The organism is Oerskovia sp. Root22 (genome assembly GCF_001429135.1).
In the GTDB taxonomy this organism is placed as follows: domain Bacteria; phylum Actinomycetota; class Actinomycetes; order Actinomycetales; family Cellulomonadaceae; genus Oerskovia; species Oerskovia enterophila.
Window position 1 is genome coordinate 524,446 of the sequence record NZ_LMIL01000007.1, and the last position, 20,333, is coordinate 544,778.

Annotated in this window: 18 protein-coding genes; 6 read left to right on the plus strand and 12 right to left on the minus strand. The window is 72.6% G+C overall.

All coding sequences use genetic code 11. The features are described from left to right. Positions 1 to 203: 203 nt before the first annotated feature. Positions 204 to 932: a VIT family protein gene (locus ASE15_RS07280; RefSeq protein ID WP_056762462.1), complete on the plus strand. Its 729-nt coding sequence runs from the start codon at positions 204 to 206 to the stop codon at positions 930 to 932. A 19-nt stretch (positions 933 to 951) separates the two neighbouring features. Here the strand turns inward: ASE15_RS07280 and ASE15_RS07285 are convergent, their stop codons facing one another. Further along, positions 952 to 1,605 (minus strand): FadR/GntR family transcriptional regulator, encoded by a 654-nt coding sequence (locus ASE15_RS07285; RefSeq protein WP_200960521.1) that lies wholly within the window; start codon positions 1,603 to 1,605, stop codon positions 952 to 954. Between the two features lie 75 nt (positions 1,606 to 1,680). Here ASE15_RS07285 and ASE15_RS07290 point away from each other — a divergent pair, with 75 nt between their 5' ends. The 3 genes from ASE15_RS07290 to ASE15_RS07300 all read left to right on the plus strand — a co-directional run bounded on the left by ASE15_RS07290 (position 1,681) and on the right by ASE15_RS07300 (position 4,592). Next, positions 1,681 to 2,946, plus strand: a complete 1,266-nt coding sequence (locus ASE15_RS07290; protein WP_056647849.1) for a CynX/NimT family MFS transporter — start codon at positions 1,681 to 1,683, stop codon at positions 2,944 to 2,946. Between the two features lie 15 nt (positions 2,947 to 2,961). Next, positions 2,962 to 3,462, plus strand: a complete 501-nt coding sequence (ybaK, locus tag ASE15_RS07295) for a Cys-tRNA(Pro) deacylase (protein WP_056647847.1) — start codon at positions 2,962 to 2,964, stop codon at positions 3,460 to 3,462. A gap of 221 nt (positions 3,463 to 3,683) precedes the next feature. Continuing rightward, on the plus strand, positions 3,684 to 4,592 hold the full coding sequence (locus tag ASE15_RS07300; protein ID WP_056647844.1) for a sulfurtransferase: 909 nt from the start codon (positions 3,684 to 3,686) through the stop codon (positions 4,590 to 4,592). 143 nt (positions 4,593 to 4,735) lie between these two features. On the opposite strand, the gene ASE15_RS07305 is transcribed toward ASE15_RS07300, so the two are convergent. Then, on the minus strand, positions 4,736 to 6,064 hold the full coding sequence (locus ASE15_RS07305; protein ID WP_056647984.1) for a DUF1254 domain-containing protein: 1,329 nt from the start codon (positions 6,062 to 6,064) through the stop codon (positions 4,736 to 4,738). Between the two features lie 169 nt (positions 6,065 to 6,233). On the opposite strand from ASE15_RS07305, the gene ASE15_RS07310 reads away from it, so the two are divergent. Further along, on the plus strand, positions 6,234 to 6,683 hold the full coding sequence (locus ASE15_RS07310; protein ID WP_056647981.1) for a SufE family protein: 450 nt from the start codon (positions 6,234 to 6,236) through the stop codon (positions 6,681 to 6,683). Positions 6,684 to 6,784: 101 nt separating this feature from the next. On the opposite strand, the gene ASE15_RS07315 is transcribed toward ASE15_RS07310, so the two are convergent. Continuing rightward, positions 6,785 to 7,252, minus strand: coding sequence for a helix-turn-helix domain-containing protein (locus ASE15_RS07315; RefSeq protein ID WP_082618270.1), 468 nt, complete (start codon positions 7,250 to 7,252; stop codon positions 6,785 to 6,787). A gap of 167 nt (positions 7,253 to 7,419) precedes the next feature. Between ASE15_RS07315 and ASE15_RS07320 the strand changes: the two genes are divergently transcribed. Then, positions 7,420 to 7,791, plus strand: coding sequence for a DoxX family protein (locus ASE15_RS07320; RefSeq protein ID WP_056762467.1), 372 nt, complete (start codon positions 7,420 to 7,422; stop codon positions 7,789 to 7,791). A gap of 122 nt (positions 7,792 to 7,913) precedes the next feature. Here ASE15_RS07320 and ASE15_RS07325 read toward each other — a convergent pair whose 3' ends face one another. The 9 genes from ASE15_RS07325 to kdpA all read right to left on the minus strand — a co-directional run bounded on the left by ASE15_RS07325 (position 7,914) and on the right by kdpA (position 20,281). Beyond that, entirely contained in the window at positions 7,914 to 8,882 is a 969-nt protein-coding gene (locus ASE15_RS07325) for a bile acid:sodium symporter family protein (RefSeq protein ID WP_082608641.1), read from the minus strand. Between the two features lie 231 nt (positions 8,883 to 9,113). Next, positions 9,114 to 10,157: a multicopper oxidase domain-containing protein gene (locus tag ASE15_RS07330; protein ID WP_056762470.1), complete on the minus strand. Its 1,044-nt coding sequence runs from the start codon at positions 10,155 to 10,157 to the stop codon at positions 9,114 to 9,116. Between the two features lie 364 nt (positions 10,158 to 10,521). After that, positions 10,522 to 11,292 (minus strand): SDR family NAD(P)-dependent oxidoreductase, encoded by a 771-nt coding sequence (locus tag ASE15_RS07335; protein WP_056647836.1) that lies wholly within the window; start codon positions 11,290 to 11,292, stop codon positions 10,522 to 10,524. A gap of 108 nt (positions 11,293 to 11,400) precedes the next feature. Further along, positions 11,401 to 11,829 carry a zf-TFIIB domain-containing protein gene (locus ASE15_RS07340; protein ID WP_056762472.1) on the minus strand — a complete coding sequence of 143 codons (429 nt, stop codon included), beginning with the start codon at positions 11,827 to 11,829 and terminating at the stop codon, positions 11,401 to 11,403. A gap of 101 nt (positions 11,830 to 11,930) precedes the next feature. Continuing rightward, positions 11,931 to 12,620 carry a response regulator gene (locus ASE15_RS07345; protein WP_056647830.1) on the minus strand — a complete coding sequence of 230 codons (690 nt, stop codon included), beginning with the start codon at positions 12,618 to 12,620 and terminating at the stop codon, positions 11,931 to 11,933. Further along, a complete protein-coding gene (locus ASE15_RS07350) occupies positions 12,617 to 15,379 on the minus strand; it encodes a DUF4118 domain-containing protein (protein WP_255354271.1) in 2,763 nt (920 codons plus the stop codon). The genes ASE15_RS07345 and ASE15_RS07350 overlap by 4 nt, the downstream gene beginning before the upstream one ends. A gap of 144 nt (positions 15,380 to 15,523) precedes the next feature. After that, on the minus strand, positions 15,524 to 16,246 hold the full coding sequence (gene kdpC / locus ASE15_RS07355) for a potassium-transporting ATPase subunit KdpC (protein WP_082608640.1): 723 nt from the start codon (positions 16,244 to 16,246) through the stop codon (positions 15,524 to 15,526). A gap of 1 nt (position 16,247) precedes the next feature. Further along, complete coding sequence (gene kdpB / locus ASE15_RS07360; protein WP_235534232.1) at positions 16,248 to 18,611, minus strand: potassium-transporting ATPase subunit KdpB; 2,364 nt, start codon at positions 18,609 to 18,611, stop codon at positions 16,248 to 16,250. Beyond that, entirely contained in the window at positions 18,608 to 20,281 is a 1,674-nt protein-coding gene (gene kdpA, locus ASE15_RS07365; protein WP_056762714.1) for a potassium-transporting ATPase subunit KdpA, read from the minus strand. The genes kdpB and kdpA overlap by 4 nt, the downstream gene beginning before the upstream one ends. Positions 20,282 to 20,333 lie beyond the last annotated feature (52 nt).

A 20,333-nucleotide genomic window follows, 5' to 3' on the forward strand; every position in this document is an offset into this window, starting at 1 on the left:
TCCGATGCGCCCCTGACGCATCCCCTGCCGGCGGTCACCTCTGCCACCTCGAGCCTCTCAGGACGAGCACCGATCGGCCAGGGACGAAGGTCCTCGCAGGCCTGAGGTGGAGGTCACACGCCCGGCTGCCCGGGACGCAAGACGGACGCGAGCACGTCGCGACCCGCCACGACAGGCTCGCTCCCCCGCCCTACCGTGGCCTCATGAGCGCACGGGACCAGGAGACGACACCGCACGAGGGAGAGCAGCACCGGAGCGAGGGGACGGGCGCACGGCTCAATCGCCTGCGGGCCGGGGTGCTCGGCGCGAACGACGGGATCGTGTCGACCGCGGGCGTGGTCGTGGGCGTCGCCGCCACCAGCACGTCGATCCCCGTCATCGCGACCGCGGGCGCCGCGGCCCTGCTCGCCGGAGCCCTGTCGATGGCCGCGGGCGAGTACGTCTCGGTGAGCACACAGCGCGACACCGAGGAGGCCATGCTCGCCAAGGAGCGCCAGGAGCTCGCAACCATGCCTGACGAGGAGCTCGCGGAGCTCGCCGGGATCTACCGGGCCAAAGGACTGACGCCCGAGCTCGCGCACGAGGTCGCCGTCCAGCTCACGGCTCACGACCCCCTCGCGGCTCACGCGGACGCCGAGCTCAACATCGACCCCGACGACCTCACGTCCCCCTGGGAGGCCGCGCTCGCCTCGATCGTCTCGTTCACCGTGGGCGGGCTGCTCCCCCTGGCCGCCATCCTCCTGGCCCCCACCGCGGCCCGGATCCCCGTGACGTTCGTCGCGGTCGTCCTGGCCCTGGTCCTCACGGGCTGGGGCAGCGCCAGGCTGGGACGGTCCCCGACCCGGCGCGCGACGATCCGCACGGTCCTCGGCGGGGCGATCGCCATGGCCGTGACGTACGGGATCGGGTCGCTCGTCGACGTGAACGTCTAGCGGGAGCCGGCGTCGCAGTTCAGCGCATGAACGGCCCGAAGATGGCGGCGACCATCGCCGCCGCACGGTCGGGGTCACCGTCGGCGATCGCCTCGACCAGCTCGTGGTGGTGGCGGTGGGCCGCCTCCTCGTCGTCGCCCTCGCGCTCCTCGTCGCGCATGTGGACCGCGAAGACGTCGAGCATGCTGGAGTAGAGCTGCAGGTAGAGCGGGTTGTGCGTCGCCGCCACGATCGCGCGGTGCAGGGCGAGGTCAGCGCCGGCTCGAAGGTCGCGATCACCGGCCGACCAGACCTCTTCCCGTCGGTCGCGCAGCTCGCGCAGCAGATCGACGTCGGCCTCCGAGCGACTCGATGCGGCGAGCGAGGCCGCGGTGCTGTCCAGGGCACGGCGCAGCTCCAGGTAGTGACGACGGGATCCCCCGGCGAGCTGCCGTTCGAGCGTGCCCGTCAGCTCGGAGCTGGAGATGACGAAGGTGCCCCGGCCCTGCTCACGGCGCAGCAGTCCTCCGTGCACCAGCGACTGGATCGCCTCGCGGACCGTGTTTCGCCCGACCCCGAACTCCGACACCAGATCGGCTTCGGTCGGGATCCGCTCGCCGACCGGCCAGCGGCCGGAGACCACCTCTTCGCGGAAGCGCTCGACGGCCTGGTCGATCAGGCCTGCTCGACGCACGGGCCGCCGTGTGTCAGACTCACCAGAATTCATCCCATGATCCCATCATTCACCGATCTCATCGTGGAGTTTAGCGTGACGACACTCTCTCCAGCGCGCATCCCGGTCCGCCGCGGACGCCTGACCGTGTGGGCCGGCCTTGCCGTCGCGCTGACGGCGGTCAACCTCCGGACGGCCGTGACCGGATTCACCCCGCTCCTCGAGATCATCGGAGCGGACCTCGGGTTCGGCGTGGCCCTGGCGGGTCTGCTCGGGACCGTGCCCGCGGCGTCGTTCGCCGTCTTCGGCTTCCTCGCCCCGGTGGTGACGAGGAGGTTCGGGCTCGAGCGCACGGCCACGGTGGCGCTGGGCCTGACGGCGCTCTCGCTCCTGGTGCGCGCCTACTCGCCGACGCCCCTCGCGCTCGTGCTGTCGACCGTGCTGGCCCTGGCCGGGATCGGCGCCGCGAACGTGGTGATCGTCCCCCTGGTGAAGGCCTGGTTCCCCGACCGGATCGCCCTGTGGACCTCGCTCTACCTGCTCCTGATGCAGACGGGCCAGTTCGTCGCCCCGCTGCTGGCCGTGCCGGTGGCGGAGGCGACGAGCTGGCGGCTCTCGGTAGGAGTCTGGGCGGTCCCGGCCGCGCTCGCCGCAGTGGTCTGGCTCGTCCTGGCATCCAGGCTGCCCGCCGACCACCACCGCCCCCAGGCTCCGGCGACGACCGGCGCGAGGCCGAGGATCAGCCGGTCGTCGACCGCCTGGGGCCTGGTCGTCCTGTTCGCGATGATGGCACTGTCCAACTACGGCATCATCACCTGGGTGCCGGCCGTGCTCACCGACGCGGGCGGGAGCCCGGCCCTGGGCGGCTCCATGATCGCCCTGTACTCGGCCTGGGGCGTGGCCGCCGCCCTGGTGGTCCCGCACGTCGCCACGCGCATGGCGAACCCCTTCGTCGTGGTCGTCGCGTGCTCGGTCGTCCTGACCGTCGGATACCTGGGCCTGATCCTGTCCCCGCTCGACGGCACGCTGCTCTGGGTGTGCGCGCTGGGCATCGGGGTGAGCACGTTCCCGCTCTGCATGACGCTGATCAACCGTCGGACCAGGACCCCGGAGTCCGCCTCGGCGGTGTCCGGCTTCGTCCAAGGAATCGGCTACGGCCTGGCCTGCTTCGGCCCGCTCGGCCTGGGTCTCCTCCGCGAGGCGACCGGTTCGTGGTCGGTCCCGCTCCTCGCGCTCGCCGCGACCGCCGTCCCCGGAGTGATCGCCGGCTGGTTCGCGTGCCGCCCGCGCTTCGTGGAGGACTCGGCGACGCGGCCGGAGCCCGCCTCCGCTCCTTCGCCGCGGCCGGAGACGCGCACCTAGGGGCACAATCTCCCTGTGGCCAAGAAGCAGAAGTCGTCCCACGCCGGCACGCCCGCGCTCGTCGCGCTCGAGAAGGCCGGCGTCCCGCACACCGTGCACCCCTACGAGCACGACCCGTCCTCCGACCTGAGCTACGGGCTCGAGGCCGCCGCGGCGATCGGCATCCCGGCCGAGCAGGTGTTCAAGACCCTGGTCACCTCGGTCGACGGGACGCTCGTCGTGGGCGTCGTGCCCGTCGACCGCAAGCTCGACCTCAAGGCGCTCGCGCACGCGGCCGGCGGCAAGAAGGCCGCGATGGCCGAGCAGGCCGCGGCCGAGCGCGCGACCGGGTACGTCGTGGGCGGCATCTCGCCGCTCGGCCAGCGCCAGCGGCTGCGGACCGTGATCGACGAGTCGGCGCTCGCGTTCGACGCGGTCTACGTCTCGGGCGGGCGCCGGGGGCTCGACGTCGGCCTGGCACCCTCCGACCTGGTCTCGCTCACGGGCGCGGTGACCGCTCCCATCGCGCGGGACTGACGGGCCGCCCTCCCGGCCGCCCGCGGCGCTGCTCTCCCCCGGGTAACACTGTCTCAGCATGTGCGACGGGCCTTCCGGTCCGTGGACAGCGTTCCTAGAGTGACGAACGTGCCCGAGCGGTACCCACCGCGCCGGCACGCTCCGCTCGACCCCGCCTGCGCCGTCCTGCGTGCATCTCCGCCACCCGCCTCTGCCAGCCCATGAGCCCTCAGGAGGACACCATGTCCGCTCCCCTCGACACGACCGAGAAGATCGCCGCCTACGCCCACCCCGACCGCCTCGTCTCCACGGACTGGCTCGCCGAGCACCTGCACGACGAGAACGTGGTCGTCGTCGAGTCCGACGAGGACGTGCTGCTCTACGAGACCGGGCACATCCCGGGCGCGGTCAAGGTCGACTGGCACACCGACCTCAACGACCCCGACCTGCGCGACTACCTCGACGGCAAGGGCTTCGCCCAGCTCCTGGGCTCCAAGGGCATCTCGCGCGACACCACGGTCGTCCTGTACGGCGACAAGAACAACTGGTGGGCTGCGTACTCGGCGTGGGTCTTCACGCTGTTCGGCCACGAGGACGTCCGTCTCCTCGACGGCGGGCGCGGCAAGTGGATCGCCGAGGGCCGCGAGACCACGACCGACGTCCCCACGCCCGAGCCCGTCGAGTACCCCGTGGTCGAGCGCGACGACGAGACGATCCGCGCCTTCAAGGAGGACGTGCTCGCTCACCTGGGCAACGGCCCGCTCGTCGACATCCGTTCGCCCCAGGAGTTCACGGGCGAGCGCCTGCACATCCCGGACTACCCCGAGGAGGGCGTGCTGCGCGGCGGTCACATCCCCACGGCGCGCAACGTCCCGTGGGCGACCGCGGTCGCCGAGGACGGCACGTACAAGTCGCGCGAGGAGCTCGAGGCGATCTACCAGGACGGCGGCCTGGGACTGTCGACCGACGACGACGTCATCACGTACTGCCGCATCGGCGAGCGCTCGAGCCACACGTGGTTCGCGCTGACGTACCTGCTGGGCTTCGACAAGGTCCGCAACTACGACGGCTCGTGGACCGAGTGGGGCAACGCGGTCCGCGTCCCGATCGTCAAGGGCGCCGAGCCGGGCGAGGTCCCCGCGCGCCTCTGAGGTGACGCCCCGCGCGGGGCACCCTCCTGATGCCCGACGGCGGTGGGCCGGGTCGCGCACCCGGCCCACCGCCGTCGGGCATCTCACGGCAGGATGCCGGGGAGACGGCACGACCTGGCCGCTCGCCTGCCCGGCGCCTCCGTTCAGGCCTTGCGCACGACCGGCGGGACCCAGCGGCCGTCGAGCGCCTCGGGCAGCGGCGCGTAGAGCCGCATGGTCACGCCCACGGGTCCCCGCGGGGCCGGGAGCCAGTTCGACTCACGGTCCGCCCCGGGGCTCTCGTGCTGGAGGTACAGGTCGAGCGACCCGTCGGGGCCGTAGCGCAGGTCGTCCCGGTCCCCGATCGCGAACCGGTCCAGGGCGTTGGCGACCTGGAAGCCCTCGGCGTCGTACATGGTGACCGACCAGAAGGCCGCTGCGGGCGGGAGCTGGTCGGCCTCGAAGTGCAGCACGTAGTCGTGGTCGCCGTTCACGGGCTCGCCGTCCGCGTCCGTGACGAGCATCGGGTAGATCGCGTCCTCGACCGGGTTCGCTCCCAGACCCACGAGGGTGACGAAGGCTCGCTGGAGGTAGTAGTTGCCGTAGACGCCCATCGGCTCCCGGAAGAGCGACCACCCGTTGGCTGTGATCCCCAGCGTCGGCTGGGACTGTGCCAGCAGCTCGCGCGCGCTCGCTGCGCCCGCCTCGATCTCGACGATCTCGGCCTCGTCGAACTGGCCGGGGTCGAACTCGTCGCCCGGGACGATGCCCAGCGAACCGATGCGAGCCAGTACCGAGAAGTCCGTGGAGTGCGGCGGGTTGGTGTCGAGCAGGCGGGTCGCGTAGGTGAAGAAGTCGACCGCGCTGAGGGCCTCGACCTGCCGCAGCGGCTCGGTCCGCGTGTCCGCGGTGGGGTCGATCACGAACGGCGGGCGATCACCCAGCGCGCGCACGCTCATGCCGTCCTGCACCGCGTGCACGGCCGGGTAGTCCGCGGGGCCGTTGGTCTGGATGCGACCGATGGCCCACACGTGCGGGGTCGGCGCGACGATCAGCGCGACCTCCTCGGGCAGGTCGTCGTAGAACTCGGTGAGGTCGCCCTCGTAGTCGGGCCCCACGACCAGGTAGTCGCCTGCCCCCGTCCCGGTGGTGCGCTTGCCGATCGTCGCGAAGACGTCGGTCCACATGTCCAGGAGAGGCAGCATGTAGTAGCGGTCGTCGGTGTCCGGGACGTGCAGCAGCACCGGGCCGTCGGTCAGGTCGAGCCACAGGTTCGCGTAGAGGGTGTCGAAGTTGGGGCGGACGACCGCCCGGAAGTCGGCGGGCGGGAACGCGCGCAGGTGGTGGAACGTGTTGGGCGGCCCGAACCCCGGGCGGACCCCCGCCTCCACGTTGGTGCCCTGGCGTCGTGTCAGGTCCATGGTCACGAGCGGGTAGAGATAGAGGTACGCCTCCTGGCTCAGCGTGCGCAGATCGTTCGACAGCTTTCCCATGACGCTCCGTCCCTCGGCGCCGAGGGTCGGCGCGCTCGGGCCCAACGTATCCACGGCCGTCGGGCGGTGCGCGGCGAGCGTGGGCGATCTTCCAGAAGCCTCACGGCGAGCCCGTCCGCAGGGCGGGCGCGGGCTGCCGCTCCGCGCCCTCGGGTGGGAGGATCGACGGATGACTGACGACGCCACGACCGAGCTGCCCCCGGTCCTCGCCGAGATCCGCGACGACTTCCTCGCGCTCGGCGAGCGTGACCGGCTCCAGCTCCTGCTCGAGTTCTCGCGCGAGCTGCCGGACCTGCCCGCGCGCTATCAGAACGCCCCGGGGCTGCTCGAGCGCGTCGAGGAGTGCCAGTCCCCCGTGCGCGCGTTCGCCGAGGTCGAGGCCGACGGCGTCCACCTCTACGCGACCGCCCCGGCCGAGGCACCCACGACCCGCGGGTTCGCCTCGATCCTGGCCCAGGGGCTCGAGGGGCTGACGCCCGAGCAGGCCCTCGCGGTGCCCGACGACTACCCGTTCACGATCGGGCTGACCAACGCGGTGAGCCCCCTGCGCCTCAACGGCATGACGGGCATCCTGCTGCGCGCCAAGCGTCAGATCCGCGACCAGGTCGCGGCGGGCTGAGGAGCCGCCGCGGGGACGACCGGCCCCGGGGTCGAGACGACGCGTACCGCACGTCGCCTCGCTGAGCGATCACGTCGCCCGGCTCGTCCACCCGACCGACGTCACGCCTGACCGCCCGCGGCCTGCGCGTCGAAGCCCTCGCGGTGCCCCTGGATCTCGTCGGTGTTCTCCATGGCCCACTGGACCAGCGCGAGCACCGGCGGCAGCAGCGTGCGCCCCAGGTCGGTGAGCTCGTAGTCGACCCGCGGCGGGACGACGGCGTGGACGGTCCTGCTCACGAGCCCGTCCCGCTCGAGCTGGCGCAGGTTGAGCGTGAGCATGCGCTGGGAGATGCCGCTGATCCCGTGCAGGAGCTCGGTGAACCGCAACGGGCCGCCCGAGAGCGTGCCGAGGATGAGCACGCTCCACTTGTCGCCGACCCGGTCGAGCACGCGCCGGACCTCGCTGGTCGCGTGGTCGGCGCCGCAGCCGCCACCGTCGGGAACTGGCACGTGCAGAGCGTCGGGAACTGGCACGTGCAGGGCGTCGGGGACCGGCTCTCGATGGGTCCCCGTGGCCGTCGTGGTCATGGACTCTCCGTTTCCTGACCCACCGGGAACACCGGTGTGCCTTTTGTAGACCTCCTTCAGGTTACCCATGATGTCCTCCGGCACAAAAGGTTACTGACCAGACGGGCAGTTACTCGTGGCCCTCTCCACCGTGGCGCGCCTCGCGTCACCGACCTCGAAGGAATCACATGAACGTCGCCCTCTGGATCGCCGCTGGACTGCTCGCTGTCGCCTTCGCCGGCGCAGGCTTCATGAAGCTCACGACCCCGGCCGGCAAGCTGATGGAGCAGATGCGCTGGGTCACGCCCGAGCGCCTCACGGCCGTGCGCGTGCTCGGGGCGCTCGAGCTGCTCGGCGCGATCGGCCTGATCCTCCCGCTCGTCACGGGCATCGCCCCGATCCTGACCCCGATCGCCGCGACCGGCCTCGCGATCACGCAGATCGGCGCGATCCCCCTGCACGTGCGCCTCGGCGAGAAGCAGTCCGTGCCGGTCAACGCCCTCCTGCTGCTGCTCGCCGTATTCGTCGCCGTGGGGCGCTTCGCCGGCTGGGGCGCGTGACGCCGTCGGGCGGATGAGAGCCGACGCACCACGGCTGGCGCGGCGTCCGGCCCCCCTCGACCGGGGACTGCCCGGACGGCCCGCTCGCCGCGGGCCGTCCCACGGCCCGGCCGGCCCAGCCCTCAGGCCGCGTCGCGCAGCGCGAGGCGCCGCGCGAGCACCGCGCACACGATGAGCTGGAGCTGGTGGAAGACGATCACGGGCACCGCCACGGTGCCCGCGACCGCGACCGGGAAGAGCACGGCGGCCATGGGCAGCCCCGTGGCCAGGCTCTTCTTGGACCCGCACATGAGCAGCGCGATGCGGTCCTCCACACCGAGCCGCAGCCCGGCCCCGCCCCACCACGTGACGGCGAGCATGACCACCAGGATCAGGGCGCTGATCCCGACGAGCGCGACGATCGTCCACGCCGAGATCCCGGCCCACACCCCCGCGCTCGTCGCAGCGGCGACCGCACCGAAGACCACGATCAGGATCGTGCCGCGGTCCACGGACAGCGTGAGCCACCGCCGGGCCCGGACCCACCGGCCGACGAACGGCTGCAGGAGCTGGCCCACGACGAACGGGGCGAGCAGGTGCACCAGGACGTCACGCAGGCCGCTCAGTCCACCCGTCGCGCCGCTCGACGACATGAACCACAGGACCAGCAGCGGCGTCACGACCATGCCCACGACGTTCGAGACCGTGGCGCCGCAGATCGCCCCGGCGATGTTCCCGCGCGCGACCGACGTGAACGCCACGGACGACTGGACGGTCGAGGGCAGCAACGACAGGAAGAGGATGCCCGCCGCGAGCGGCGCGCCGACGAGCGGGGTCACGGCCCAGGAGACCGCGAGGCCGACGAGCGGGAAGACGACGTACGTCGAGGCGAGGATGCCGCCCTGGAGGCGGACGTTCTTGAGGCCCGCCCACACCTCGGTGGTCGACAGGCGCATGCCGTAGACCAGGAAGAGGACGGCGACCGCGACGTCCGCGACCGCGTCGACGACGCGCTGGGCCTCTGCGGGGACCGGGACCACGAGCCCCAGGACCATGGTCGCGACGAGCGCCACGATGAACGGATCGACCCACTGCTTGAGAACCTGGCGCACGAGGACCGAGTCTAGGTGTCGCGGGGCGAGGACCCGCTGGCTGCCCGCCGGGCGACCGTCGACCGGCGACCGTCGACCGTCGACCGTCGACCGGCGACCGGCGACCGGCGACCGCCGACCGGCGACCGGCGACCGGCGACCGGCGACTCGCCGGCGGCTTCTTCGACGCCAGGACCGGCGAGGCCTCGAGGCCCCACCGGTCCTGGTCCGTCGCTTCGAGGGCGTGCCCGGCTACGGGTGCGTGTGCCCCTGGTAGCGGTGGAGCGCGGCCTGCGCGTGCTCGGGCACGCTGCCGTCCTTGTTCGCGACCAGGAAGATCCCGCCCATGCCCATGTCCGAGTGGGACTGCACGTGGCAGTGGACCATCCACGCGCCGGGGCCGACCTTCTCGCCCGCGATCACCTGGAACCCGAACGAGTCGCCCGGGTTGAGGTCGCGCGTGTCGACGACCTGGGTCGGGTCGTTGGGGCCGCTGAGGTACCCCGTGCGGTTGTTCGCCCACCGGTGCGCGTGCAGGTGGAAGGTGTGGAACGCGTTGCCGTGGCCGATCGCCACGAACTCGACCCGCTCGCCCTCGTTCGCCTCGAACACCGGCACGTTCGGCGCGACCTGGTTGTTGATCGACATGCCGTTGAAGGCGACCGTGTACGTGCGGTCGGGCAGGACGTCGCCCTTGCGCCGGACGATCAGCGCGCCGTACATGCCGACCTTGACGCCCTCGGTGCCGTGATCGGTCCCGAGCGCGTGGTCGTGGTAGTGCCAGTAGCCCGCGCTCCCGGGCATCCACTGACCGCCCTTGGTCGTGTAGGCGGCGTGGGTGCGCCACACGTAGGTCCGTGACTGGCCGGGCTCGTTGAACGACGCGTTGAGCGGGCTCCCGTCGGAGTCGTGGCTGTAGCTCACACCGTGCGCGTGCAGCGAGAGCCGCTTGTCCGTGGTGTTGACCAGGGTGATCTCGAAGGTCTCGCCCTCCCACATCTCGAGGGTCGGGCCGGGGACCGTGGCCTTGCCGGGCTCGAGGCCGTAGCCGACGAGGCCGCCGGGCAGCGCCTCGGCGTACATCGTCAGGCGGCGGACCTTGTTCTTGTCCGGCTTGCCCTTGTCCTTGTCGGGCTTGCCGTGGTTCCCGTTCCCGTTGCCGTGCGCCGCGGCGGGAGCCGCGCCGAGGCCGAGCGCCGTGGGCGCCACGAGGCTCGCGACCGTTCCTGCCAGCATCGACCGGCGCGAGATCTGTCGCTTCAGCAGTCCGTCGGGGGCGGCGGTGTCCTGCGTCATGGTTCTCCCTCTCCTCTGCCCGCCGGACCGGTCGTGGGGGCCGGTGGCGGTCAGGTATTCGTCGTTGAATCCCTGCGCGCTCGCACCGGTGACCTCGCGCGATGGCAGGCACGCGAGGTCGGACGGACGAGCATGACTGCACGCGAGCTGCGTGACCGACCCCGCGGCCCACGGCGTCGTGGGCCCTGGCCTCGGTCCGACCCCCACGGTGATGGGGTCCCGGTGCACGCCCGACCCTAGGGAGACTTCTGACAACCGTCAAGCAGAAGTAGAAGGTTCACCCTTTTTGTTTTGCGATTCTCACCCCAGAAGAGGAGCGGAGTCCGAGGGGGCGACCGCGAGGCCGCGACGGACACGTCGCCGATCAGAAGAGCGTGTACCCGCCGTCGACCGTCACGACGGCCCCCGTCATGAAGCTCGACGCCTCGCTCGCGAGCATGACCACGACCGGCCCCAGCTCGGCGGGGGTACCCCACCGCTTCATCGCGGCGGGAGCCACGCAGTCGTCGTAGTACTCGGGCTGGTCCACGGGTGACGCCTCGGTCAGGATGTACCCGGGCGCGATCGCGTTGACCCGGATCCCGTGCGGTGCCCACTCCGCCGCGAGCCCCTTGGTCAGCTGGTGCACCGCGGCCTTCGACGCCAGGTACGCGGGCTGCCACCGCGGGCGGTTGACGATCTGCGCGGACATCGACCCCACGTTGACGATCGCCCCGCCCCGACCGTCCGTGACCATCTGCCGGGCCACGGCCCGCGAGCAGTACCAGACACCGTCGAGGTTCGTCGCGAGCGTCCGGTGCCACACGTCGTCCTCGATCTCGAGGGCCGCTCCCCCGATCGAGATCCCCGCGTTGTTGACGAGCACGTCGACGCCGCCGCCCTCGCGCCCGACCTGCGCCACGACGTCGTCGACCTGCTCGCGGTCCGTGACGTCGAGCTCGTAGCCGTGCGCCGCGAGCCCCAGCGCCCGCAGCTCGTCTGCTGCAGCCTGCGCGGCCTCGAGCGTCGTCGCCGTCAGCGCGACCTGGGCCCCCGCCTCCCCCAGCGCCTGCGCGAGCCCGCGCCCGATCCCGCGGCTCGCGCCCGTGACGAGCGCCGTGCGGCCGGCGAGGGAGAACGTGTCGAGGACAGCCATGTCGATCCGATCCGGAGGTCAGGAGAAGCCAGCAGGTGGAGAGGGTACAGAGTTCCAGGGATGCACGACGACGGCGCCGCCCCGGGGAGGGACGGCGCCGTGCGTGGCTCAGAAGTCGAAGAGGTCCTCGAGCCAGGACTCCTTCTTCTTGCGCTTGCGGTAGCGCGGGTCGTCGCTGCGGTACTGCTCCGGGCTGCGGTACCGGTCGTCGCCCCGGTACTCGTCGCGATGCCGGTCGTCGCCGCGGTAGTCGTCCCGGCGGCGGTCGTCCGCGTAGCCGTAGGGCGCGGGCGGGGGCGGGACCGGGAGCTGCTGGGTCGGCGGGTACTGCACGGGCGGGGGCGTCGCGGCACGCGGAGCCGCCGCAGCCGCCGGGCCGCCGGCCTCGGCGGCGATCTCTGCCTCGAGGCTGCGGTCGATGATCTTGTCGAGCTCACCCCGGTCGAGCCACACGCCGCGGCAGGTGGGGCAGTAGTCGATCTCCACTCCCTTGCGGTCGGACATCACGAGCACGGTCTGATCGAGAGGGCACAGCATGACGGGTCTCCTTCGTCGGGTCGAACGCACAACGGTCGGCGCGCCGCGGGGGTTCCCGCACCGCGCCGGAAAAGCACGAGCCACAGGGCAGGACGGGCGGGTCAGACCTCGAAGAGGTAACCCATGCCCGGCTGGGTGATGATGTGCCGGGGGTTCGCGGGGTCGTCCTCGAGCTTGCGCCGCAGCTGCGCGGTGTAGACGCGCAGGTAGTTCGTCTCGGCTGAGTACGCCGGCCCCCACACGTCGTGCAGGAGCTGGAGCCGCCCCACCATGCGGCCCCGGTGACGCACGAGCACCTCGAGCAGCGACCACTCCGTGGGGCTCAGCCGGACCTCCTGCCCGGCCCGCAGCACACGGCGCCGAGCCAGGTCGATCCGCAGGTCGCCCGCCTCCACGACGGGCTCGGACACCTCGGCGGGCTGGGCGCGGCGCACCGCGGCCCGCAGCCGCGCGAGCAGCTCGTTCATCGCGAACGGCTTGGTCACGTAGTCGTCGGCGCCCGCGTCGAGCGCGTCGACCTTGTCGTCGCCGAGCTGACGCGCCGAGAGCACCACGATCGGCACCGCGCTCCACCCGCGGATGCCCTCGATGACCTCGAACCCCGAGAGGTCCGGCAGGCCCAGGTCGAGCAGGATCACGTCGGGGCGCGCGCTCGCGGCCGCGTCGAGGGCCTCGGTCCCGGTCATGGCGACCGTGACGTCCCAGCCGTGCGCGCGCAGGTTGATCGCGAGCGCGCGCACGAGCCCCGCGTCGTCGTCGACGACGAGCACCCGGTTGCCTTCGCCGCTCATCCGCGCACCTCGCCCGTCTCGCTCGTGCTGCTCGTGTCGCGGGTGCCGCCGTCCGCCGTGCCTGTACCTACGCCTCTGTGCCTGCCTGTGCCGTCCGTGCTCACGTCGTCATCCTCCCGTGCCTCGCGCGGCACGGTGACCACCATGGTCAGGCCGCCGCCGGGCGTGTCCTCCGGCGTGATGCTCGCGCCCACCGCCCGCGCCAGCCCGTCCGCGACCGCGAGCCCCAGGCCCAGGCCCTCTCCGGTCGTGTCGCCGAGCCGTTGGAAGGGCTCGAACATGCGGATCTTGGACTCGTCCGACAGGCCCCGGCCCGTGTCGACGATCCGCAGCTCGATCTCCCGGGGCCCGGCCGAGGCCGTGATCCGCACGGGCTCGCCCGGCGGGCTGTGCCGCACCGCGTTCGACGTGAGGTTCGCGACCGCACGCTCGAGCAGCCCGGGGTCGGTGCGCACGAGCGGCAGGTCGTCGGGCACGTCGAGGCGCACGACGCCGGGCCCGTAGGGCTCGATCGCGAGCGGCACGATCTCGTCGACCGACGCCGCTCGCAGCACGGGCCGCACGCTCCCGGTTTGGAGCCGGGACAGGTCGAGCAGGTTGTCGATGAGCTTCTCGAGGCGCCCGGTCGAGTCCTGGATGGTGCGGGTGAGCGCGTCGGTGTCCTCGGCGTCGAGGTGCACGTCGGGGGACGCGAGGCCGTCGACGGCCGTGCGGATCGAGGCGAGCGGGGTGCGCAGGTCGTGCGAGACGGCCGCGAGCAGCGCGGTGCGCGTCGCGTCGGCCTCCTCGAGGACCGCGGCCTGGGCGGCCTGCTCGCGCAGGCGCCGGTACTCCAGGACGAGCCCGGCCTGGGCCGCGAACGCCTCGAGGACCTGACGGTCGCTCGCGGGCAGGGCCCGCCCCCACAGTGACAGCCGGTGCGAGTCGTCGACGCGCAGCTCTGTCCGCTCGGCGTCGTCGTCCAGGTGCCCGACGGCGGAGCGCGCCCCGGTGCGCCCGTCACCCTCGGCGGGGGTCCGGTCGCCCTCGGCGCCCCTGTCACCTCGGGCAGAGGTCCGGTCACCCTCGGGAAGGCGTACGTCCCCCTCGACCCGGCCCGTGCTCGCGACCGTGCGCCAGGGCCCGCGCTCCCCCGCCCGCGTCTCGAGCTCGACCCTCGACAGTCCGAACGTCTCGGCGAGCCGCGTGACGATGGCCTGCGCGGTGTCCTCGCCCGAGAGCACGGAGCGCGACAGCGCGGCGAGCGTCGAGGCCTCTGCCCGCGCTCGGTAGGCCTGCGCGGTTCGGCGAGCGGCGAGGTCCACGACCGACGCGACGGCCGCGGCGACCAGGACGAACACGAGGAGCGCGAGGAGGTTCTCGGGGTCCTGGACGGTGAGGAACCCGGTCGGGGGCGTGAAGAACCAGTTGAGGCACAGGAACGAGACGACGGCTGCGGCCACGGCGGGCCACAGCCCGCCCACGAGCGCGACGGCCACCGACCCGGCGAGGAACAGCATGAGCTCGGTCGAGAGCGAGACGACGTCGCGCAGGAGCCAGAAGATCCCGGTCAGCACGGCGGGCACCACGAACGCGAGCGCCCACCCGGCGGTCCGGCGCGGTCGGGACAGCGCCGACCACCGGCCGCGCAGCAGCCTGCCCGCGCGCGCCTTCTCGTGCGTCACGAGGTGGACGTCGATCGTCCCGGCCAGGCGGGCGATCTCGGCGCTCGAGGACCCCAGGAGTGCCTCGCGCCAGCGCGAGTGCCTCGAGACGCCCACCACGATCATGGTCGCGTTGACCCCTTGCGCGAAGTCGACGATCGCCGAGGCGACGTCCTCGCCCACGACCGTGTGGAACGTCCCGCCGAGCGACTCGACGAGCTCGCGCGAGGCCGCGATGGCCGCGGGCGGCGCGCTGGGCAGCCCGTCGGTCGCCAGGACGTGGACCGCGACGAGCTCGGAGCCGGCCGCGCGCTGGGCGATCCGGGCGCCGCGGCGCAGCAGCGTCTCGCCCTCGGGGCCGCCCGTGACCGCGACGACGATGCGCTCGCGCGCCGGCCACGTGCCGGAGATCGCGTGGTCTGCCCGGTACCGGGTCAGGGCGTCGTCGACGCGGTCGGCGAGCCACAGCAGCGCGAGCTCGCGCAGGGCCGTCAGGTTGCCCGTGCGGAAGTACGACGACAGCGAGGCGTCGATCTGCTCGGCCCGGTAGACGTTGCCGTGCGCGAGCCGGCGCCGCAGCGCCTGCGGCGACAGGTCCACGAGCTGGATCTGGTCGGCGTCGCGCACCACCTGGTCGGGCACGGTCTCGCGCTGGCGCACGCCCGTGATGGCCTCGACGTCCGCGGTGAGCGACTCGAGGTGCTGCACGTTGACCGTGGTCACCACGTCGATGCCCGCCGCCAGGAGGTCCTGCACGTCCTGCCAGCGCTTGCGGTGGCGCGAGCCGGGTGCGTTGGTGTGCGCGAGCTCGTCGACCAGGACGACCTGGGGGTCGCGGGCGAGCACGGCCTCGACGTCGAGCTCGGTCAGCTCGACGTCCCGGTGGCTCACGACGCGCCGCGGCACGACCTCGAGGTCACCGATCTGCGTGATCGTCGCGGCGCGCCCGTGCGTCTCGACCAGGCCGACGACCACGTCCGTGCCACGCGACCTGCGCCGGTGCGCCTCGCCGAGCATCGCGTACGTCTTGCCCACGCCCGGCGCGGCTCCGAGGTACACGGTGAGCAGCCCGGGACGGCGAGCGGCGCCGTCGGGCCCCCCTGCCCCTCGACCCACCTGCCCTTCCCCGCCCGGGGACGCGCCGGGGTCCGGGCGCCCCTCCTGGGGGCTCCCGGACCCTGCGGCCTCGTGGCCGCCGCGTCCCTCAGGCACGGGGCACCCGCGCCGTCCGGTCCACGGCGGAGGGCCTCGCGCTCGTCGTCATGGGTTCATCTTCTCCGAGTTCTCGAGCGCGAGGTTGAGCTCGAGCACGTTGACACGCGGTTCGCCCAGGACGCCGAGGTCCCGCCCGGCGGTGTGCTGGGCCACGAGGTCCGCGACGACGGCCTCGTCCAGGCCCCTCGCCTCGGCGACCCGCGCGACCTGCAAGGCTGCGTACGCAGGACTGATCTGCGGGTCGAGCCCCGACGCCGATGCCGTGAGCGCGTCGGCGGGCAGCGACGCGGGGTCCACGCCGTTCAGGTCGGCCAGCGCCGCCCGGCGCTCGTCGATCGACGCGACCAGCTCGGGGTTCAGAGGCCCGAGGTTGGTGCCCGCGGACGCGAGCGTGTCGTACCCGTCGCCCGCGGCCGAGGGCCGCCCGTGGAACCAGCGCTCGGCGTCGTCGGCCGCGGCGAAGTCCTGCCCGATCAGCGCGGACCCCACGACGGGAGCGCCGTCCGCGCCCGTGTCGGCGAGGGACGTGGCGTGCGTGCCGTCGCTGCGCACGAGCGAGCCGTTCGCCTGCCAGGGCAGGGCGAGCTGCCCGACGCCCCACACCGCGAGCGGGTAGGCCACGCCCAGGAGCACGGTCAGGACGAGCAGGACGCGCAGGCCCGCGAGCGTCTGGCGGAACAACGAGGCGGCGCCGGCCGAGGCCGAGGGGCGCGCGAGGGGTGCGGGGCGTCCGGGGACGCCCGCGGGGGTGGTCAGAGTTCCAGGCATGTCAGCCAATCCCGGGGATGAGGGAGATCACGAGGTCGATGAGCTTGATCCCGACGAACGGGGCCACGAGCCCGCCCACGCCGTAGACCAGGAGGTTGCGGCGCAGCATCGCGGACGCCGACGACGGCCGGTACCGCACGCCCTTGAGCGAGAGCGGGATGAGCACCAGGATGATGAGCGCGTTGAACACGACGGCCGACAGGATGGCCGACTCGGGGCTCGACAGCCGCATGACGTTGAGCACCGCGAGCTGCGGGAACACGACCATGAACATCGCGGGCAGGATCGCGAAGTACTTCGCGATGTCGTTGGCGATCGAGAAGGTCGTCAGGGCCCCGCGCGTGATGAGGAGCTGTTTGCCGATCTCGACGATCTCGATGAGCTTGGTCGGGTCGGAGTCGAGGTCCACCATGTTGCCCGCCTCCTTGGCGGCGGTGGTCCCGGTGTTCATCGCGACGCCCACGTCGGCCTGGGCCAGGGCGGGCGCGTCGTTGGTGCCGTCGCCCGCCATGGCCACGAGCCGCCCGCCGGCCTGCTCGCGCCGGATGAGCGCGAGCTTGTCCTCGGGCGTCGCCTCGGCCAGGACGTCGTCGACGCCTGCCTCCGCGGCGATGGCCCGAGCGGTCACGGCGTTGTCGCCCGTGACCATGACGGTGCGGATGCCCATGGCGCGCAGCTCGTCGAACCGTTCGCGCATGCCCGCCTTGACGACGTCCTTGAGGTGGACGACGCCCAGGACGCGCGCGGGCCCCTCGCCGACCTGCTCGGCCACGACGAGCGGCGTGCCGCCCGAGGAGCTCACGGCGTCGACGTGGGCTGCGAGCTGCTCGGCGACCGTCGCGCCGGGCCCGCCGCTCGTCGGGACACCGGTCGAGTGGACCCAGCGCTGGACCGCGCTGCCGGCCCCCTTACGGATGCGACGCACCCGCCCGTCGGGCAGGGGCAGGTCGATCCCGCTCATGCGCGTGTGCGCGGAGAAGGGCACCATCTCGGCGCCGGCGAGGGCCTCCGTCTGGTCGGCGTGCGCGTCACCCAGCCCGTACCGCTCGCGGACGAGCACCACGATGCTCTTGCCCTCGGGCGTCTCGTCCGCGAGCGAGGAGAGCCGGGCCGTCTCGGCGAGCTGCGCCGTCGTGACGTCGCCGACCGTGAGGAGGTCGGCCGCCTGCCGGTTGCCGTACGTGATGGTGCCTGTCTTGTCGAGCAGCAGGACGTCGACGTCGCCCGCGGCCTCGACCGCGCGGCCCGACATCGCGAGCACGTTGCGCTGGACGAGACGGTCCATGCCCGCGATGCCGATCGCCGACAGCAGCGCCCCGATGGTCGTGGGGATGAGGCACACGAGCAGCGAGATGAGGACGATCATCGACTGCTTGGACCCCGAGTACACCGCGAACGGCTGCAGCGTCACGACCGCCAGCAGGAAGATGATCGTGAGCGAGGTCAGGAGGATGTTGAGCGCGATCTCGTTGGGCGTGCGCTGGCGCTCCGACCCCTCGACGAGCGCGATCATCCGGTCGACGAACGTGTGGCCAGCGGGCGCGGTGATCCGCACGACGATCGTGTCCGACAGGACGACGGTCCCACCCGTGACCGCCGACCGGTCACCGCCCGACTCGCGGATCACCGGGGCCGACTCGCCCGTGATCGCGGACTCGTCGACCGACGCAACCCCCTCGATGACGTCGCCGTCACCGGGGACGATCTCGCCCGCCCGGACGACCACCACGTCCCCGACGGCGAGCGTCGAGGAGGGGACCTCCGCCGTCGGGCAGCTCGCGAGGCCCGTCCCGGTCGCCAGGGTGTCGGACGGAGCCATGACGCGCCGCGCGGTCGTCTGCTGCTGGGTCGCGCGCAGGCTCGACGCCTGCGCCTTGCCCCGGCTCTCCGCGACCGACTCGGCGAGCGTCGCGAACAGCACGGTCGCCCACAGCCAGAGCGCGATGGCCCACGCGAAGACGCTGGGCTCGAACGCCGCGAGCGCCGTCGTGGCCACGGCCCCGAGCTCGACGACGAACAGCACGGGCGAGGCGACCAGCTCGCGCGGGTCGAGCTTGCGGAACGCACCGGGCAGCGCGGCCCGGACCTGCGCCCACGAGAGCGAGGCGCCGCGCCCGGGCCCGGATGCGCGGCCGGAGGAAGAACCGGCTTCACCGGGACCAGCGGTACGGCCGACAGCACTTGGTGTGCCCCCAGCGACAGGGAGCAGGACCGCGTCGGACGCACCAGCAGGCGCATCGCCCCCGATGGGGCGGCGGGTCGTGGTGGGTCTGGCGGAGGACCGAGGAACGAGGTCCTCGGGTAGGCCCGCCGCCCCGTCGGGGGCGGTGCGCCCCGCAGGAAGGGAACGAGAGGAAGAGTTCATGAGAGCGACTCCACGATGGGACCGAGCGACAGCACGGGGACGAAGGTGAGCCCGACGACGACCAGGGCGACGGTTCCCAGGACGCCCACGAAGAGGGGCTGGTGCGTCGGGAGGGTGCCCGCGGTGGCGGGGACCGTCTTCTGGGAGGCGAAGCGTCCGGCGAGCGCCAGGACGAGGGCCATGGGGATGAAGCGGCCGGCGAGCATCGCGATGCCGAGCGCCGTGTTGTAGAAGGGCGTGCCGGACGTGAGGCCGCCGAACGCCGAGCCGTTGTTGTTGGCCGCGGACGTGAAGGCGTACAGGACCTCGGAGAGCCCGTGCGGGCCCGCCTCCTGGATGCCTGCCTGCCCGGCAGGCAGCGCGATCGCCAGGGCAGTCCCGACGAGCACGAGGAACGGGACCGTGAGGATGTAGAGCGCGACGAGCGTGATCTCCTGGCGCCCGATCTTCTTGCCCAGGTACTCGGGCGTGCGCCCGACCATGAGCCCGGAGACGAACACTGCGACGATCGCGAGCATGAGCATCCCGTACAGGCCCGAGCCCACGCCGCCCGGGGCGATCTCGCCGAGCATCATGGTGAACATCGTGACGCCGCCGCCCGGCGCGGTCAGGGAGTCGTGCATGGCGTTGACGGCCCCGGTCGAGGTGCCCGTGGTCGACGCGGCGAACAGCGCGCTCGCGGCGAGGCCGAAGCGGGTCTCCTTGCCCTCCATGGCGCCGCCCGCGGCGAGCGGGGCAGCACCGGGGCCGGCCATCTCGGCCCAGGTGATGAGGGCGACCGCGACGAACCACAGCGCGCCCATGGCCCCGAGGATCGCCCAGCCCTGGCGCTTGTCGCCGACCATGAGGCCGAACGTGCGGGGCAGGGTGAACGGGATCACGAGGATCAGGAAGATCTCGAACAGGTTGGAGAACGGGCTGGGGTTCTCGAGCGGGTGCGCCGAGTTGGCGTTGAAGAACCCGCCGCCGTTGGTGCCGAGCTCCTTGATGACCTCCTGCGAGGCGACGGGGCCGCCGAGCACGTGCTGCGTGCCGCCCGCGACCGTGTCGATCGCGGTGTGCGCGTCGAAGTTCTGGATGACGCCCGTCGCGAGCAGAACGATCGCGCCCACGAACGCCAGGGGCAGCAGGATGCGCACGCACGTGCGGGTCAGGTCGGACCAGAAGTTGCCGACGCGCCCGTCGGTGCCCGAGCGCACGAAGCCGCGGATCAGGGCGACCGCGACCGAGATCCCGACGGCCGCGGACACGAAGTTCTGCACCGCGAGCCCGCTCATCTGGAGCAGGTGCCCCGCGGCGGCCTCGCCCGAGTACCACTGCCAGTTCGTGTTGGCCACGAACGAGACCGCGGTGTTCCAGGCGCCGGCCGGGTCGAACGCGGCGAAGCCGAGGTTCATCGGCAGGTGCTGCTGGAGGCGGGCGATCCCGTAGAGGAGCAGGAGCGAGGCCATCGAGAAGCCGAGGAGCGAGAGCAGGTAGGTGCTCCACTTCTGCTCGGCGTCGGGGTCGACGCGCATGAGCCGGTACCCGGCCCGCTCGACCCGCAGGTGCCGGGGCGAGGTGAAGACACGCGCCATGTAGGCGCCGAGCGGGGCGTGCACGGCGGCGAGCGCGAGGAGCAGCAGGACGAGCTGCCCGACGGCGAGCCACACCCCGGGCGTCTGCGTCACCTGGGTCGCCGCGGTCTGCGTCAGCACGCTGGTCTGGGTCAGCACGGTCGCG

Excerpts from the sequence above, each read along its gene's own strand:
- ASE15_RS07280 (WP_056762462.1), top strand. The coding sequence starts at position 204 with ATGAGCGCACGGGACCAGGAGACGACACCGCACGAGGGAGAGCAGCAC.
- ASE15_RS07300 (WP_056647844.1), top strand. The coding sequence starts at position 3,684 with ATGTCCGCTCCCCTCGACACGACCGAGAAGATCGCCGCCTACGCCCAC.
- ASE15_RS07305 (WP_056647984.1), bottom strand. The coding sequence starts at position 6,064 with ATGGGAAAGCTGTCGAACGATCTGCGCACGCTGAGCCAGGAGGCGTAC.
- ASE15_RS07310 (WP_056647981.1), top strand. The coding sequence starts at position 6,234 with ATGACTGACGACGCCACGACCGAGCTGCCCCCGGTCCTCGCCGAGATC.
- ASE15_RS07315 (WP_082618270.1), bottom strand. The coding sequence starts at position 7,252 with ATGACCACGACGGCCACGGGGACCCATCGAGAGCCGGTCCCCGACGCC.
- ASE15_RS07320 (WP_056762467.1), top strand. The coding sequence starts at position 7,420 with ATGAACGTCGCCCTCTGGATCGCCGCTGGACTGCTCGCTGTCGCCTTC.
- ASE15_RS07330 (WP_056762470.1), bottom strand. The coding sequence starts at position 10,157 with ATGACGCAGGACACCGCCGCCCCCGACGGACTGCTGAAGCGACAGATC.
- ASE15_RS07335 (WP_056647836.1), bottom strand. The coding sequence starts at position 11,292 with ATGGCTGTCCTCGACACGTTCTCCCTCGCCGGCCGCACGGCGCTCGTC.
- ASE15_RS07340 (WP_056762472.1), bottom strand. The coding sequence starts at position 11,829 with ATGCTGTGCCCTCTCGATCAGACCGTGCTCGTGATGTCCGACCGCAAG.
- ASE15_RS07345 (WP_056647830.1), bottom strand. The coding sequence starts at position 12,620 with ATGAGCGGCGAAGGCAACCGGGTGCTCGTCGTCGACGACGACGCGGGG.
- kdpC (WP_082608640.1), bottom strand. The coding sequence starts at position 16,246 with ATGCCTGGAACTCTGACCACCCCCGCGGGCGTCCCCGGACGCCCCGCA.
- kdpB (WP_235534232.1), bottom strand. The coding sequence starts at position 18,611 with ATGAACTCTTCCTCTCGTTCCCTTCCTGCGGGGCGCACCGCCCCCGAC.